Origin of the sequence: Epilithonimonas zeae (genome assembly GCF_023278365.1) — a bacterium.
GTDB lineage: Bacteria > Bacteroidota > Bacteroidia > Flavobacteriales > Weeksellaceae > Epilithonimonas > Epilithonimonas zeae_A.
Window position 1 is genome coordinate 259780 of sequence record NZ_CP075338.1, and the last position, 16827, is coordinate 276606.

Below are 16827 nucleotides of genomic sequence, written 5' to 3' on the forward strand. Positions count from 1 at the left end.
ATATTGTCTTAGCTAATTATATTTTGTGGAAACTTTAGGATGATAAATTCAGATTGCTTTTTAAAAGAATTTTATTTGGAATCTAAATATTGACTTAAACCGTAGATATTATCATTAATGATTTTCATATTGTCGATGAGAGGCATATAGTATTGATATGCACTATTGATAATACCTTTATTAGAATCACGGTTTGAGTAATCTGTCTTCATATTATCTGGATCATTGTCCTGATATCGGAACCAATGCCATCCCACACAACCTTTGCTTTTCAACAACTCGATAACGAAGTTTTGGTAGAAGTAACCTCTTTCTTTTTGGGTTTGGACATTCCATCCGGCGCCAGTTTTATTAGGTAAACCTGAATCTTCGCCCTTGGTGTACCATTCAGTAATGATGAACGGTTTTCCAGACCAGGCCATCCAGTTGGATAAAATAGGCTGCTCTGGTTCCCATTTTCTGTAATGATTAATGGAAATAATATCCATATATTTTCCCGCGACCTCAAATATTTTTGGATTGTCCAATTCATCCAACTCTTGATTGAAACGGCAGCCGAGATAAAGATGGTTTGGATCATACTTTTTTATGGCAGCAGTCACCTTTTTCATATAGGTTTCAAAATAAAATCCTGTGAAATCTTGTCTATCAGCATCTGTAATATCTTCCAAAAAAGCATTTTTATGCTTGCGGTCGTCCAGCCATTTCTTTGCCACAATGTATCCCGCCTCATCCTTTTTAAGATATTTAAGATGTCTGTCCAAAGCATCGTCTACCCAAGGCAACTCATTGTCTGTAAAATATCCAAGAAGGAATTGATCATCTTTGTATTTGAATATTTTTGAAATTTCCTGATCTACATAAAGGTCAAATTCTTTATCAAATACCATCACCAAATCGTATCTATAGCCTTGCCAACCAGCTTCTTCATATTTACCATTATATTTTTTGATATGCTCGGCTTTGTAAGTACCCATTGGACTTACTATCACAGTGTAGACCAGAGGTTTTGTAGATGAACGGATCAAGTCTACATTTGACCAGGCACCGGCTCCGTTAAATCCATTTTTTTTGAGGAATTTTGTTTCTTTTGCAATCCAATTTTTACCAGTTTTATATTTTTCATTGAATGCATTCTCTTGATTTTCAGAGTTGCCAGGATTGAGCACAGCAACGCCTTTATGTATAAAAGGGTTTCCCAAAGGATCTACAATCCACCATCTGCCGTCTTTTTTTTCTGTTCTGAAAAAACCGGTTGCCTCTAGCTGACATGTTTTGTATCCACCAAATTTGTTGGTAGCAGGATCTTTTGATGATTGATATCCAGGAAGTCTGTCGATGGTTTTTGCAACATAAGGTTTCCACAAAGAATCTTCAGCATTTAGACGGGCCAGAACAGTATGATAATTTTTTTCTGAAGCTTGATTGATTGAAGATTTCTGTGCTTTGAGTTCAGAATAATTGTTGATACTTAGTGTAATAAGTGCAATCACACTTTTTTTTATAAAGTTTATTTTCACAATTTAGAGATTATAATATTATTATTGATAAGAGAAAATTGAAAACATTATTTTAGTTGATTAGCTGATAATCATAACTAAAAATGCGGTGGATAAGATCATAAGATTGACACTCCAATATTTTTATTGGATAGAATTCTAGAGTGATGAAATTGGTTTGTAACTTATTATTTTAACTCGAATTCTGTTTCTAGCAGCTGATCAGAACTGGTTCCGACAAATACTTTAAACATTCCCGGCTCCAAAAGATAATTCCCTTCATTGTCATAGTAGCCTAACTCTTCCTTATTCAAAGTGAAGCGAATGGTTTTTTGTTCGCCTTTTTTGAGAGATATCAACTCAAATCCCTTCAATTCTTTGACCGGTCTGGAAATACTTCCGCTCACATCTCTTATGTAAAGCTGAACCACCTCTTTACCATCTAAACTGCCTGTATTAGTTACAGAAACTGATACATTTACGGGCTCTCCAATAGAGAATATTTTTTTATTAATTGTAAAATCTCTATAATCGAATTTCGTGTAACTCAATCCGTGACCAAAAGGAAAGAGTGGCGTTTTTTCTATGTCGGAATAATGAGACCAGAACACATTATTTTCTGAATTGATAGGTCTTCCAGTATTATAGTGGTTGTAATAAATAGGAACTTGTCCAACATTACGGGGGAATGAGATCGGCAACTTGCCACTCGGATTGTAATCTCCATAAAGAACCTGAGCAATGGCATTACCACTTTCACTTCCCAATTGCCAAGCCTCTACGATAGCAGGAATATGATTTGCTGCCCATTGTATAGCCAATGGTCTTCCGTTATTCAGAACCAAAACTATATTTTTATTGACTTTAAATACCTCTTCTAGCAACTCCTGCTGATTACCTGGCAGATCAAGATTTGTTCTACTTCTCCCTTCACCGCTTTGGAAGCCATGTTCGCCCAAAACCATCACAACTACATCTGCTTGTCTAGCTGCTGCAATGGCCTTTTCAAAACCACTTTTATCATCATTATTGATTTCTAATTCTTTGGTAAAAGTTGGCTTACCTGAAAATACGGCAGTTCCAAGAGCATAGGTGACTGGACTGTTTTTGTATTTTTGCATTCCTTCCAAAACGGAAACTGCAGTATCATCATCTGCCGCAATTCGCCAGCTTCCCAGCGGACTTGTTTTATCAATGGCCAAAGCGCCAATTAATACTATCTTTTGCCCGGACTTTTTAAGTGGCAACAAGTTATTGTCATTTTTTAAGAGCACAATAGATTTTTTGGCCATATCCAGAACACCATCGTGATGCGATGCGCTGCCAATCACTTCTTTTTCTCTTTTTTCGTCGCAATATTTGTAAGGATTTTCAAATAGACCCATTTCAAATTTTAATCTCAAAATTCTTCTTACGGCGTCGTTTATGATTTTGATGTCTAACTTCTTTTCTTTGACAAGATTTACCAGTTCGTTTACATATAAATAAGATTCCATATCCATATCAGATCCTGCTTCTGCGGCTTTTTGCGCGGCCTCCGCACCGTCTTTCGCAAATCCGTGAGAAATCATCTCTCTAATAGACGCCCAATCGGATACTACAAAACCTTGAAAATCCCATTTTGTTTTAAGAATATCTCGAAGAAGAAAACGGTTTGCGGTAGCCGGAATACCGTTTAAAGTATTGAAAGCGTTCATAAATGTCTTGACACCAGCATCATTGGCCGCTTTGAAAGGAGGCAGTACTGAATTGTACAATCTTGATACACTCATATCTACATTGTTATATTCTTTGCCGGATTCTACAAAGCCGTATCCTGCAAAATGTTTTGCGCAGGCTGCAATTGTATTGGTTTCAGAAAAATCATCACCTTGAAAACCCTTAACTCTTGCCACTGCAATTTTACTGGCAAGAAAAGGATCCTCACCGGCGCCTTCCATTACTCGACCCCAGCGGGCATCTGTTGTAACATCTACATTGGGCGCAAAAGTCCAGTTGATACCGCTTGCAGCAGCTTCGGCAGCAGCTATTGCCGCAGATTTTTTTATTGCTTCCATATCCCAGCTGGCAGCTTCGGCTAATGGAATTGGGCTAAGTGTTTTATAGCCGTGTATCACGTCAAATCCAATAATCAGAGGAATCCCTAACCTTGTATTTTCAACGGCAATTTTTTGCACTTCGCGTACTTTCTGAACACCCCGCACATTAAGTAGTGATCCAACCCAACCTTTGTTGAGATGATCATATTTAATTTTGGATGAGCCACTCTGAGGAGCAGGACCTGTTACTTCCCAGAAACCATTGTACTGATTCATCTGACCCACCTTTTCTTCCAGCGTCATTTGATTCATCAGTAATGTAATACGCTCTTCTATAGATTTTGTAGTATCGAGGTGCGCTTTGTTCTGTGCAGTTATATTTGTAACACCAAAGACAACAAAACAAAATAGGGTGGTTTTGATCATTTCTAATTTTTAATGGTAATAACCGTTATTGTTTAGAGAGTATTTTAATTTTTGTAAAAGTTAATTTACAGTAAAATAAATATCATCAATATAATAGTCGAAAGAATTTGGTGCAGTACTGTAATCACTATCGTCGGTACGTATTGTAAATTGTTTGATGCTTGATTTAGCCGCAGCTACGGTAGAAAGAGCTGCACCATTACCATCTCTCAGAAGTTGGGAAAAAGGAATTACCAATTCGTGCCATTGTCCATCCCACAACATTCCATACGCAGGATTTCCAGGGTTAAGTGTCACCCAATAATTTCCGGAATTGGTATTCAGTCTAATTCTTACTTTTTTTGGTGTGCTGGATTTTACAGCAACATTCAAATAGTTGTAAGCTGTTGCATTATAAGGGGAAACAGTCAGATCCATATGCGAAAGGGCATATCCAGTCTGTGGGCTGCCATTTCCTGCAGGATCAAAATGATACCATAACGCCTTGCTACCGTGATTAGTATTAGTGGTAACAATTGTAATAGCCATATTTCCTCCATTTGGCGGTGGTGCTATGCCAGGATTTGAACTCACGATATCTTTTTCTGTGAAAATCCCAACACCGTCGATTGGTGGAGGTGGAACACTCACTTTAATGTTAATCTTATCCAGATTGGTGTTAGGACCTGTAAACAACAAACGAAATGTGTTTTTTCCCTCTGTCAAATTAACTCCAGTTATATTTTTGGAAATATAGGTATTATAGCTTCCTGTATTTGGAAAATTGCCTGTCTGTCCTAGATCAGTTGCAACGCCCGTATTAGGATTAACCAGCTGAAGTTTAATAGATTTTCCTCCAGCAGTATCGCCCGATGCTACACTGAAATCGAAATCATAAATTCCTGTAGCTGGAACAGTGATCGTGTAATTGGTCCATTCCCCAGCTTCTGTGTAACTGATATTAGTGATATTATTGCTTATCTGAACATCCACACCATCGTCTGTTCTATAGCGCGGACTCCCGTTCTGTACAGCAAGGTTTTGCTCCTCTGTGTCGTGATAAGCAATGCCTTCACCGCCAAGATTGTAATTCTCTGCTTCAATCGTACCAGGAATGGCAATTGCAGTCCCACCATACGGCATAGGCGGGTCGATACCTTTAACAATGATTTTAAACAATTTTGTCTCGACTGTATTATCAATATATTTTACGACCAATTTTGCATCATAGGTTCCAGGATTATTGTAAACAACTGTAGCATCAGGATTGACGGATGACGCTGGACTGCCACCTTCAAAAGTCCAGGTTGTAGTAAGATGTTTGAATGAGGTACTTTTAAAATCTACAGTTTCTCCAAATTTAATATCTGTACGGGAGGCACTAGCTTCTGTATGAGGCTTGTCGTAAAGCGTGACCTCTCTAATTTCTTCCTCAACACAGGAAAATAACAAAGCAAAAAATAAAAGTAAAAGTATGCTTTTCAAAAAGTCAGTATTTTTTAGAATCATAACTCTAATGGTTTTTAATTTTGATTATATTTTATCTGCCACAAATTTTATATAAATAACAAAAAAAATGGGTCTTAAACATTTTAGTTTGGGGTAAGAAATGTACTTTTTGGCGAATACAACTTCCAATAGATTTTTCAGTGAATTTCAGAATGCTTTTTTATTAATTAAAATAATTAATAAAATTTTTTTTAATGACTATAAAGTAGTTACAAAAATGAGATTGAAATATTGACGTTTTATATACTAGATTTTTTCTTTTAAATTGTAATGATCTCTTGTTAATATTTATGATAATAATTGATATTGTGCATACTTTAATTAATAATTTTGAAGGTAAATAAATTAGAATTTAAACATATAATATATTTTGTATATTTTTAGTACGGACGTAAATACCCCTAAAAAAAGATATTTGAACTGCATCACAATGCGGCGATAAATTACTTTTGTGAGTCTGATTATCAAAAATTTATGAAAAACAAAGTCGTTGTTATCACAGGATCCACTGGAGTTTTGTGTAGTATAATAGCAAAATCATTAGCAAAGAAAGGTTGTAAAATCGCGCTGTTGGCAAGAGAAATTGGAAAAGCAGAAATTCTGAAAAATGAGATTATAGAGGCTGGAGGTATTGCACACATTTTTGAAACAGATGTGTTAAAAAAAGAAACTTTAGAAACAGCAAGATTACAAGTAGCAGAAAAATTGGGAACTTGTGATATTCTGATTAATGGAGCGGGAGGCAATCATCCTCTCGGAACAACATCTGAACCCTATCTTTCGAAAACTGATTTGGATAATAACAATCCTGACTTTAGAACAATTTTCGATTTGCAACCTGAGGGAATAAAATCAGTTTTTGATCTCAATTTCTTGGGCACATTTTATCCTACTCAGGTATTTGCAAAAGATATGGTAGGGAAATCAGGCTGTAGTGTTCTCAATATTTCTTCTTTGAGCGCTGTGACACCATTAACCAAAATTCCTGCTTACAGTGCTGCAAAAGCTGCGACTTCTAACTTGACTCAGTGGCTTGCTGTTCATTTTTCCAAGGTTGGAATCCGTGTTAATGCAATTGCGCCAGGATTTTTCCTGACAACTCAAAATAAAACTCTTCTCACATCCGAAGACGGAAGTCTCACAGAAAGAGGACAGTCTATTATCTCGCATACACCTGCGGGAAGATTTGGAAACCCAGAAGATTTGATCAGTTCAGTACTGTTTTTATGTGACGACAGATCATCTTTTGTAACCGGAATTGTAATCCCTGTGGATGGTGGTTTTAGCGCATTCAGCGGTGTTTAATTAAAAAAAATAAAAAATGGAACAATCTTGGCGCTGGTACGGACCGAAAGATTCAGTATCATTAGTAGATATAAAACAGGCTGGAGCAACTGGTATTGTAACCGCACTTCATCATATTCCCAATGGTTCTGTATGGACTGTGGAGGAAATCAACATCAGAAAAAAAATAATCGAAGATGAAGGACTTCGGTGGAATGTTGTAGAAAGCATACCTGTGCACGAAAATATAAAAACCCGTACTGGGGATTTTCAGAAATATATTGAAAATTATAAACAAAGCATCGCAAATTTGGCTCATTGTGGGATCAGCGTTATATGCTATAATTTTATGCCTGTTTTAGATTGGACTCGTACAGATCTTGAGTTCGAACTGGAAGACGGTTCCAAAGCCTTGCGTTTTGATCAGACAGCATTTGCTGCATTCGACCTGTATTTGCTGCGGAGAGCTGGTGCGTTATCAGAATACTCACAGAAAGTAAAAGAGGACGCCAAAGCCTATCTCGAAAAACTATCACAATCAGAGAAGACAAAACTGGTCAACAATATAATTGCTGGCTTACCGGGCGCAGAAGAAGGTTACAGTCTGGAAAGTTTTCAGGAAAATTTAGATAATTATGCAGAAATTGATGCCAATCAACTAAGACAGAATCTGATTCTCTTTCTCGAAGAAATTATTCCTGTTGCCTCCCAAAATAATGCATTGATGTGCATCCATCCCGACGATCCACCATATTCCATATTGGGGCTGCCTAGAGTTGTAAGTACCGAGGAAGATTATGTTAAACTATTTTCAGCAGTTCCGGACCTTGCAAACGGAATGACCTTCTGTTCCGGTTCATTGGGAGTGCGTGAGCATAATGACTTGGTAAAAATATTTCAGCGCTTTGCGGAGAGAGTTCACTTTTTACATCTTCGCAGTACCAAGAGAGATGAAAACGGAAATTTCTATGAAGCCAATCATCTGGAAGGTGATGTGGATATGTACGGATTGGTAAAAGAAGTAATTTCAGAAGAACGTAAAAGAGCAGAGCAGGGAAGAGCCGACTCAATGATCCCAATGCGTCCGGATCACGGGCATCAGATGTTGGATGATCTGCAAAAAAAGACCAATCCTGGATATTCTGCAATAGGTAGACTTAGAGGCCTTGCAGAGCTCCGTGGTTTGGAGTTGGGTATTGCCCGTAGCTGTAGTGTGAATTAGAATTGATTATAATCATTTTGGTAATTATGAATCTATTGAAAAGAATAACCAATGTATTAATATATATTGTTTTTGTTTTGATTTCTGGCATTTTTCCTGCTCAGGAAGCATCACTTCATTTCGATCAGATTAATTATGACGATGATTTCTCGCCCAGTATGATCTCCAATATAATCCAGAATAAATCCGGATTTGTGTGGATCGGAACAGAAAACGGACTCTTCCGCTACGATGGTTACAGCTACAAAAAATACGCAAGAGACAAGCAATCAAAGGGCAACCTGAGCAATAATCATATTAATGTGATTTTTGAAGATAGCGACCAGAATCTATGGATCGGTACTAACCACGGACTCAATTTTTATAACAAAAATGCCAATAATTTTCTAGCATTGGATGTGACAAAAGAAAAAGGCGGAAGTAATTATATTGCTGCCTTTGCCGAAGATGCCCAAAAGAATCTTTGGGTGGGAACTTTTGGTGGCGTCAAAAAACTTCAAAAGTCTACCCGGACGTTAGAAAACTTCAATAAGGATTCGGAATTGCATAAAAGCAGGGTTCTATCTTTATTTTATGACTCCAATTATGGGATGCTTGTAGGAACATCAAAAGGTCTGAAATGTTTTGATCCGAAGACAGGTCGTCAAAACCCGTTACCTGTAGAATTGTCTGATAATGCAGAACTTATCAGTGCTAAGGTGAGAAAAATTATAAAGACCAGCAAGGGCGACCTTTGGTTTGCTACGGAAAGCTCTGGCGCATTTTTACTATCTTCAGGACAAAAAGTCCTCTCACATTTTAAACACGATCCTTCGAACCAAAATTCGATGTCATCCAATTGGATCAATGATATCATCCAGTGGGATCAAAATACCGTTTGGTTTGCAACAAAAGGAGGACTAAGTATCTTCAATTATTACAATAAAAAAATTAAGAGAATAAAGCATAATCCAGATAATCTTTACAGCCTGAGCGATAATGATCTGAAATGTTTTATGAGAGATCATACTGGTTCTGTTTGGATAGGGACCTCGGCAGGAGCGATTAATATTTATAATAGATCAAATCTCAATTTCGCTAAAATTTCAGAGGTAACAAACGCAGGGTTTGGGCTCAGCAATGCTGCAGCTAGCGCTATTTTAAAAGAAAATGATCAAGGTATTTGGGTGGGAACTTCTGGCGGAGGGTTGAACTATCTTGATCTTCAAACCAAAACATCCCATTCTTATGCAATCGATAACAGTAATGAGAAAAATATCAAAAATATCATTACTTCGCTGGCGAGAAAAGATTCCAATACGCTCTTGTGTGGCACTTTCAACGGTTTGTTTGAGTTTAATAAAACCTCAAAAAAATTCACTCAAATTGTTCTCACTTCTGATTCTGCTGAAAAAGGCGAAAGACCTATTACTTCTATCCTGGTGGATGGAAGCAATATTTGGATAGGAACAGATGGTAATGGATTAATAAAGATACTGGCTAACGGGACAATTATTAATTTTAAAAATGACGGAACAGCGAATGCCTTGTCTGATAATTTTGTAATGGCATTAGAAAACAGGAGCAATGGTATCTGGATCACTACACAAAATGGACTCAATTTTTTCGATAAAAGACTTAACCGAATTTCAAAGGTATTTCGGTCAGACAATGCAAAACCGCTTGATAATAATAGTCTGACAGTGATGTTTACAGATTCAAAGAAAAGGCTTTGGATCGGTGCAGATTACGATGGTTTATATTATCTCAATGAGAACAATCAAAAGTTTTTTGTTCTTAATAAAGAAAAAGGATTTACCGATGCCTCTGTTAAAAGCATTACCGAAGATTCTCAGGGAAATTTGTGGGTTGGCGCAGAGGATTTTCTTTTTAAAATAAAAATAAAAAACGAAGGAAGTAATTTAAAAGCGTCCGACTTTGAAATTACACGTTATTCTTCTGCGGACGGTCTTTCTGTAAAACAATTTTTATACAATTCAGCTGCGAAGATCAATCAAGATATGGTAGCTTTCGGAGCTTCCAAAGGTTTACTGATCTTTGATCCTAAGAAATTAATAAAAACATCTAACAACACACCAATAGTCCTCACTAAGCTTATCGTAAATAACGAAATCGTAGAGGCGGATCAAACGGGTGGAATTTTAAAACATCCTATTTCTGAAACTTCTGAGATTACGATCAATTATGACCAAGGTTATATTGGGCTTGAATTTACTGGGCTTAATTTTATCAATCCACAAAAAAGTAAATATGCCTATAAGTTAGACAATAGATTATCAGAAGATCAATGGCATTTTATCGGGACACAAAATAGAATCAATCTTTCCAATTTGGATCCTGGAAATTATACGTTGTCCATAAAATCTACCAATGGCGATCAAAGCTGGAACAAGAATATCAAAAAACTGAAAATTGTTATACTGCCGCCCTGGTATAGAACATGGTGGGCATATTTATTTTATTTGATCATTTTTGTAGGGGCCAATTATACAGTTTACCGTTTCATAAAATATCGTTTGAAACTCAGAAGAGAAATATTTTTGGAACAGGTGGAAAATGAAAGAAAAGAAGAAATCCTTACCACACAGATTAATTTTTTCACAAATATTTCGCACGAGATAAGAACACCGCTTACACTGATCAAAGGGCCAGTGGAAGAATTGTTGTCTTATGAAAAAGATCCAAAGATCAATGCTAAATTAAAAACGATCAAGCAGAACTCAGATCGTCTTCTTAAGCTTGTAAACGAACTGTTGGATTTTAGAAAAGCTGAAAAAGGCTATATGAAAATCTACTGTCAAAGACAAGATGTGGTCTCTTTCTGTTTTGAAATATTCGAGTCTTACAAAGGATTGGCAGCTGAAAAGAATATCGATTTCAAATTTGTACTCAACTCCAATGTGATCATTGCTTATTTTGACAAAAACCAGATGGAAAAGGTTATTTATAATTTGCTTTCCAACGCTTTCAAATTCACAAAAAAAAATGGTAAAATAGTTTTTGCTGTCGAAAAAGGTTCACCAGAGGAAAATGCCGTATTCATCAAGGTTAAAGATAATGGAATAGGCATTCCGGAGAACAACCGTACCAGTGTTTTCGAAAGGTTTTTTCAGGTGGATGATAGAGGGGTACAAAATATGGGAAGTGGTGTGGGACTCGCACTTTCAAAAAGCATTGTAGAATTGCATAAAGGCGAAATTTCTACTCCGGAGGAAGAAGGGACTTGGGCCAAGACCGTTTTCCAGATTAGATTACAATTGGGTAACAAACATTTGTCCGAAGATCAAATCATAGAAAGTAATGCCGAGGATTTTCAGCAGATGATTATAGATTCACCGACAATTGTAAGCAATGATTATATTGCCTTTGCGGATTTTCCGGACAAGGACAAGAAAACTATAATGGTTGTAGAAGACAATGAGGATGTACGCAGATTTATTGTCGGTATTTTGTCCAATGATTACAATACAGTGGAATTTACCAATGGTAGAGATGCGGCAAACTATTTAGAAACCGAGATCTTAGATGTTATCATCAGTGATATTATGATGCCTGATATGGATGGTATAGAACTTTGTCGCATTGTAAAAACTAATGAGAGCACCAGTCATATACCGGTACTACTTCTAACCGCCAAAGCATCTATCGATCATAAAATAGAAGGTCTTTCTACAGGTGCAGATGCTTATATCACTAAACCATTTAGTACGCAGGAACTTAAACTGAGTATTGCCAATCTACTTTCTGCCCAGGAGATATTTAGAAAGAAATATAGTGGGAATTTTATTATAGATTCTGATTTGAACAATCTTACTACGCCCGAAGAAGCATTCATCAAAAAATTAATGCGAGTTATAGAAGAAAACCTAGAGAATTCTGAGTTCGATGTCAATATGTTGGTCGACAAGATTGGAATGAGCAGAACTATACTTTACAAAAAAGTCACTGCACTTACCAACCATTCGGTAGCAAGTCTCATAAAACAGCTAAGACTGAAGAAAGCAGCGGATATAATTCTGAACACAACACATCCAATTTCAGAAGTTGCTTTTATGGTAGGATTCAATGATCGTAAACATTTTAGCCGTGAGTTCAAAAAAGTGTACAAAGTTTCCCCAACGTCTTACAAAACTAGTCCGAATTCCGGTCGGTAATTGAACTAAAACCTGACACAAATACGAATTTTCAACATCATTTTCTTTCTATTGAATTTGAAATAGATTTATAACGTATTGTTTTTCATTGTGTTAAAATGATTCATACATTATGACCCCGCAAAAAGCATATTTAGATACCCTAATAGATATGATTATCAGACATATTTGTAAAAAACAAAGCTATTAAACTAAACAATATGAAAAAATTCGACAAGAATATTGTTCCACTTAAAAATTACAATGGCAAAAAAATCGGACTAATTGCAGTTGCTTTTCTCCTCTCCGGGCAAGCGATTGTGCAGGCTCAGACCACTCCAAAATCTGATAAAGACACTTTAGTTGGGGCATCTAAAGAAATTGAGCAGGTTGTAATCATTGGATATGGCGCAAAAAAGAAAAGTGATGTCATCAGTTCCGTGGTCAAAGTCAATGCAGAGGATCTTACAAAAGTAGCTACATCGGACGTCGGTGAAATGTTACGAGGAAAAGCTGCCGGGGTACAGGTGACACTTGCCAATGGTGCGCCAGGTAGCTCATCCAATATTCAAATTCGTGGTCAGCGATCGATATCTGGAGGAAATAATCCTATCGTAATTGTTGATGGAGTGAGAGTTGGAAGTATCAATGATGTTAATGCTAATGATATAGAATCTCTTGAGGTTTTGAAAGATGCCGCTGCACAATCCATCTATGGTGCGAGGGCATCTAATGGAGTCATACTCATTACTACAAAACGAGGAAAAAGTGGGAAGGCCAAAGTAACTTATAATGGTTTTTCTGGTTATCAAACAATCAATAGAAATTTTGATATCTATAGTGGTGAAGAATTTGCCCAACTAAAGAGAGAAGCTTTCAGAACCAACAACGGAGGTGTGTACAGACCGGACAGTGAGATTTTTTCTGCATTAGAATTGGAAAGTGTCCAAACTGGGAAGTATATTAATTGGGAAAAGCTGATGCTCAGAACAGGTGAAACACAAAACCACGCCATCAATTTTTCATCGGGCAGTGACAAGTTCAGTATATTTAGCAGCGTGAACTACATAGGGACCAAAGGTGTTATCCCCAATTCAGATTTTAACAAAACAGGAATCAGATTAAATGCTGATCAAAAAATAAGCAACACTCTGAAAGTGGGTCTGAACACTTCCTTTCAATTCTCCGAGACCAATAATCCAAATAATGCAGGTGTAATTTTAAGTTCTATTACTACATCACCTCTCGGACGTGTTTACAATGATGATGGCTCACTCAGACTATTGCCCGGAGGTTTTGCTGAAAATAAAAATCCACTCATCGATCTTTACCAAACGACCAATTTTGTCCAAAACCGAAATGACATTCTCAACCTTTTTGTAGACTTTACACCATTTCGAGGTTTCAAATACAGAATGAATGCCAGCAGAAGATCCTGGAATTACAAAAGAAAATCATATAATACTACACAGTCCATCGCAGGTATTGCTAATAACAACCAAGGTAGTGGAAGTATACAATTTCAGGATGAGGTAGAATGGCAATTGGAAAATATCTTAACCTACAACTTCAAATTAGCTGAGAAAAACCATTTCGCTGCTACTGTGGTACAGAGTATCTCCAAAACCAACCGTAATGATTTTCAGAATGCTTCTACAAACATTCCGAATGATATCTTAGGAATTAACGGTTTGCAATCAGCATTACTCAATACACCAACCATATCAGAATATAACAGAGGAATCGTATCTGCTGTCGGCCGTTTGGAGTATGATTATGATAACAAATATTATGTGACCATTGCAGGAAGAATGGACGGCTCCACGGTATTTGGCAAAAATAACAAATGGGCTTCTTTCCCATCAGCCAACATTGGATGGAATATTCATAAGGAAAATTTTATGGATAAGTTGAATTTTATTAATAATTTAAAACTTAGATTCAGCTATGGTAGTGTAGGAAATGAAGCCATCTCGCCTGGACTAAGCCAGAGTACTGCAGACCAGAGCAATTATGTAATAGGAGGTAATCAAGTTTCTGGATATATCCCCGGACCTACTTTGCCAAATCCCAATTTGAAATGGGAAACCTCTACAACATTTAACTCCGCATTGGATTTTGGATTTTTCAGAGATAGGATTACAGCTACTGTCGAATATTATAATACACGAACAAAAGATCTACTTGTTCAGGAGCAATTGGATCTTTCATCCGGATACAGCAACAGATGGAGTAACCTTGGTGAAGTAGAGAACAAAGGTTTGGAAGCTTCATTAAATGCAGATGTAATCAAGACTTCTGATTTTAAATTTAAAATTGGTCTAGCTTACACGAAAAATAAAAATAAGATCATCAGTTTGTATGGTAGAGACGCAGACGGTGATGGTAGGGAAGATGATGATATTCTGAATAGACGTTTCATTGGCCAGCCAATCAATGTTTTTTACCAGTACGATGTCGTAGGCATTTTTCAACAGGGTGAGGATATTGTGAACTCTGCGCAGCCACTTGCTTTACCGGGCGACATCAAGCTTAGAGATGTAAACGGTGATGGGGTAATCAATGACAAAGACCGTGTGATCACATCACAGATGCCGGATTGGTACGGTACTTTATCACTTGGTTTTGAGTATAAGGGATTTGACATCAATGCAGATTTCTATACTGTGCAAGGTGTTATAAAAAATAATCCTTTTCTGTACAGTTATCTGGAAGGTGGATCGTTAAGGGGAATCAAAAATGGTATCAAGCAAGATTATTGGACACCAGAAAATCCTGGCGGAAACTACCCTAGACCAAATGAAGGGAATGATCCTTCCAATATTTTTAATATGGGACTTCAGGATGCTTCTTATTTTAGATTACAGAATATTACTTGTGGTTATTCATTCAAACCGGAAACGGTGTCGAAAATTGGTCTGAGCAACCTTAGAATCTTTTTGACTGGTAGCAATCTTTTCACAATCACAGATTACCAATCTTATAGCCCAGAAAAAAATCCAAACGAATATCCAGAGGCAGTAACCCTTGTTGCGGGAATTAAATTTGGATTTTAAAAAAAATATGAAAATTTTAAGTCATTATATCATGAAAAAATTACAGTGTTTAGTCATTTCTATCATATCTCTCGCAGCGACTTGCATATCTTGTGACAAATTCTTGGAAGAAGAAATCATAGATCAGGTTTCTGTAGATTATATCTATACGACCCCCGAAGGCCTGGATGTAGGCGTCAATGCTTTATATAACAGGATGCGGCAGTATAATGCACCGTCTGGAGATAATAGTAATCTGCAAGCTAATGTGTTTTTTATGGCCGCTACCGATCTTGGGCTTCATAGAACTTGGTTTACGCCGTATGGAGCTACCACTCATACGCCACAAAATTTCCCTAAGGACAAATGGGTTAATGCCTATAAAATTATAGATAGAGCGTCTGCAATTATCAGTAGTGCAAGAACAGTCTCTATGGATAATAATGCTAAAAAGAAACTGGTTGCACAGGCACGTGTAATTAGAGGTGAGCTTTATCTGGATCTGATAAGAATGTATGGTACTATCTTACTGGACACTGTGGCAACCAATGCACAAAATATAGATGATGCAGTCACTTACAAAGCAGCTACAGAAGATGAGGTTTTCGGGGTAATCAATCAGGATTTGGATTATGCTGTTGCAAATTTGGATTGGCAGGTGCCCGCTGGCAGATACGGTCAGGGAGTTGCGAGGCATTTGCGTGGTAAAGCGGCAATGTGGCGCAAAGACTGGCAGAAAGCTGCAGAAGAATTTGATGCAATTATTCTCAATCCGACCCACGATTTGGTAGATATTAATCAGGTTTTCGGAGCTGATGTCAATCATAAAGAAGCACTATTTGTTTATCAACGCAACCAAAATCTCGGACAAGGCGATGATCTTGCTGGTGGTGGTGGATTTTGGCTTGGAAGTGTTTTTACCCAGAGGATTTATGAAAAAGCATCGGGAGCATCTGCCAGTGCAGGAAATGAGATGATTCTGGATGTTAACTATGGTGGACAATCTTTAGGTTGGTTTTATCCTAATAATTATTTGAAATCTCTTTATGATAAGACGAATGACAAAAGGTTTTCAACCTATTATTGGCCGGATAATTATACTGCTTACATTGTTAATAATCCCAGCCATCCACGCTTTGGACAGCCTATTACGCAGCCGGAGGATAATTACAGAAGATACCACTGGAGTTTGAAAAAATATGCAGACTTCCAAACAAAACTGGTTGGAACAGAAAACAGTTTTAAAAATTATATGTATTACCGGTATGCAGAAACACTACTTCTGGCGTCGGAAGCTCATCATAATCTTGGAAATGATGCCCTGGCCTTATCGTACATTAATAAAGTTCGCAGAAGAGGTTATGGTCTGAATCCTAACGCAGTATCATCATTTGATTTTACAAGCTGGACGCAGGAAACTTATTTGGAAGAATCAGCAAGAGAATTGGCTTTTGAAAATGAACGTTGGTTTTTGCTAAAACGATTAGGCATTTTAGGAGAGAGAATTACCCTGCACTACAGAAACGGTGACAATACAAGCTCTGAAGCTTCTGATGCCATCAATAGTCTTACCCCATGGAGACCGCAGTATGTCAACTGTCCTGTGCCTCAAAGTCAGATTGACATTATGGGTGCTGCAGCTTCGCAATTTAATATCGGATATTAAGATTATAACTTAATATTTGAGTCAATCATTAATCA

8 protein-coding genes are annotated in these 16827 nt (G+C 37.1%); 5 read left to right on the forward strand and 3 right to left on the reverse strand.

Annotated features, from left to right (window positions below):
- Window positions 1–71 precede the first annotated feature (71 nt).
- The 3 genes from KI430_RS01035 to KI430_RS01045 form a co-directional block, all read right to left on the reverse strand.
- Complete coding sequence (locus KI430_RS01035; protein WP_248876445.1) at window positions 72–1493, reverse strand: hypothetical protein; 1422 nt, start codon at window positions 1491–1493, stop codon at window positions 72–74.
- A gap of 194 nt (window positions 1494–1687) precedes the next feature.
- Complete coding sequence (gene bglX / locus KI430_RS01040; RefSeq protein WP_248876446.1) at window positions 1688–3964, reverse strand: beta-glucosidase BglX; 2277 nt, start codon at window positions 3962–3964, stop codon at window positions 1688–1690.
- 60 nt (window positions 3965–4024) lie between these two features.
- Window positions 4025–5452 carry a carbohydrate-binding protein gene (locus tag KI430_RS01045; protein ID WP_248876447.1) on the reverse strand — a complete coding sequence of 476 codons (1428 nt, stop codon included), beginning with the start codon at window positions 5450–5452 and terminating at the stop codon, window positions 4025–4027.
- A gap of 474 nt (window positions 5453–5926) precedes the next feature.
- Between KI430_RS01045 and KI430_RS01050 the strand changes: the two genes are divergently transcribed.
- The 5 genes from KI430_RS01050 to KI430_RS01070 all read left to right on the forward strand — a co-directional run bounded on the left by KI430_RS01050 (window position 5927) and on the right by KI430_RS01070 (window position 16792).
- Window positions 5927–6757: an SDR family oxidoreductase gene (locus KI430_RS01050; RefSeq protein WP_248876448.1), complete on the forward strand. Its 831-nt coding sequence runs from the start codon at window positions 5927–5929 to the stop codon at window positions 6755–6757.
- Window positions 6758–6773: 16 nt separating this feature from the next.
- Complete coding sequence (uxuA, locus tag KI430_RS01055; protein ID WP_248876449.1) at window positions 6774–7958, forward strand: mannonate dehydratase; 1185 nt, start codon at window positions 6774–6776, stop codon at window positions 7956–7958.
- Window positions 7959–7984: 26 nt separating this feature from the next.
- Window positions 7985–12112 (forward strand): two-component regulator propeller domain-containing protein, encoded by a 4128-nt coding sequence (locus KI430_RS01060; protein ID WP_248876450.1) that lies wholly within the window; start codon window positions 7985–7987, stop codon window positions 12110–12112.
- 200 nt (window positions 12113–12312) lie between these two features.
- Window positions 12313–15147: a SusC/RagA family TonB-linked outer membrane protein gene (locus tag KI430_RS01065; protein ID WP_248876451.1), complete on the forward strand. Its 2835-nt coding sequence runs from the start codon at window positions 12313–12315 to the stop codon at window positions 15145–15147.
- A gap of 31 nt (window positions 15148–15178) precedes the next feature.
- A complete protein-coding gene (locus KI430_RS01070) occupies window positions 15179–16792 on the forward strand; it encodes a RagB/SusD family nutrient uptake outer membrane protein (RefSeq protein ID WP_248876452.1) in 1614 nt (537 codons plus the stop codon).
- The last annotated feature ends 35 nt before the right edge of the window (window positions 16793–16827 follow it).

Coding starts and splice junctions, on each gene's coding strand:
- bglX (WP_248876446.1), bottom strand. CDS start 3,964: ATGATCAAAACCACCCTATTTTGTTTTGTTGTCTTTGGTGTTACAAAT.
- KI430_RS01045 (WP_248876447.1), bottom strand. CDS start 5,452: ATGATTCTAAAAAATACTGACTTTTTGAAAAGCATACTTTTACTTTTA.
- KI430_RS01050 (WP_248876448.1), top strand. CDS start 5,927: ATGAAAAACAAAGTCGTTGTTATCACAGGATCCACTGGAGTTTTGTGT.
- uxuA (WP_248876449.1), top strand. CDS start 6,774: ATGGAACAATCTTGGCGCTGGTACGGACCGAAAGATTCAGTATCATTA.
- KI430_RS01060 (WP_248876450.1), top strand. CDS start 7,985: ATGAATCTATTGAAAAGAATAACCAATGTATTAATATATATTGTTTTT.
- KI430_RS01065 (WP_248876451.1), top strand. CDS start 12,313: ATGAAAAAATTCGACAAGAATATTGTTCCACTTAAAAATTACAATGGC.
- KI430_RS01070 (WP_248876452.1), top strand. CDS start 15,179: ATGAAAAAATTACAGTGTTTAGTCATTTCTATCATATCTCTCGCAGCG.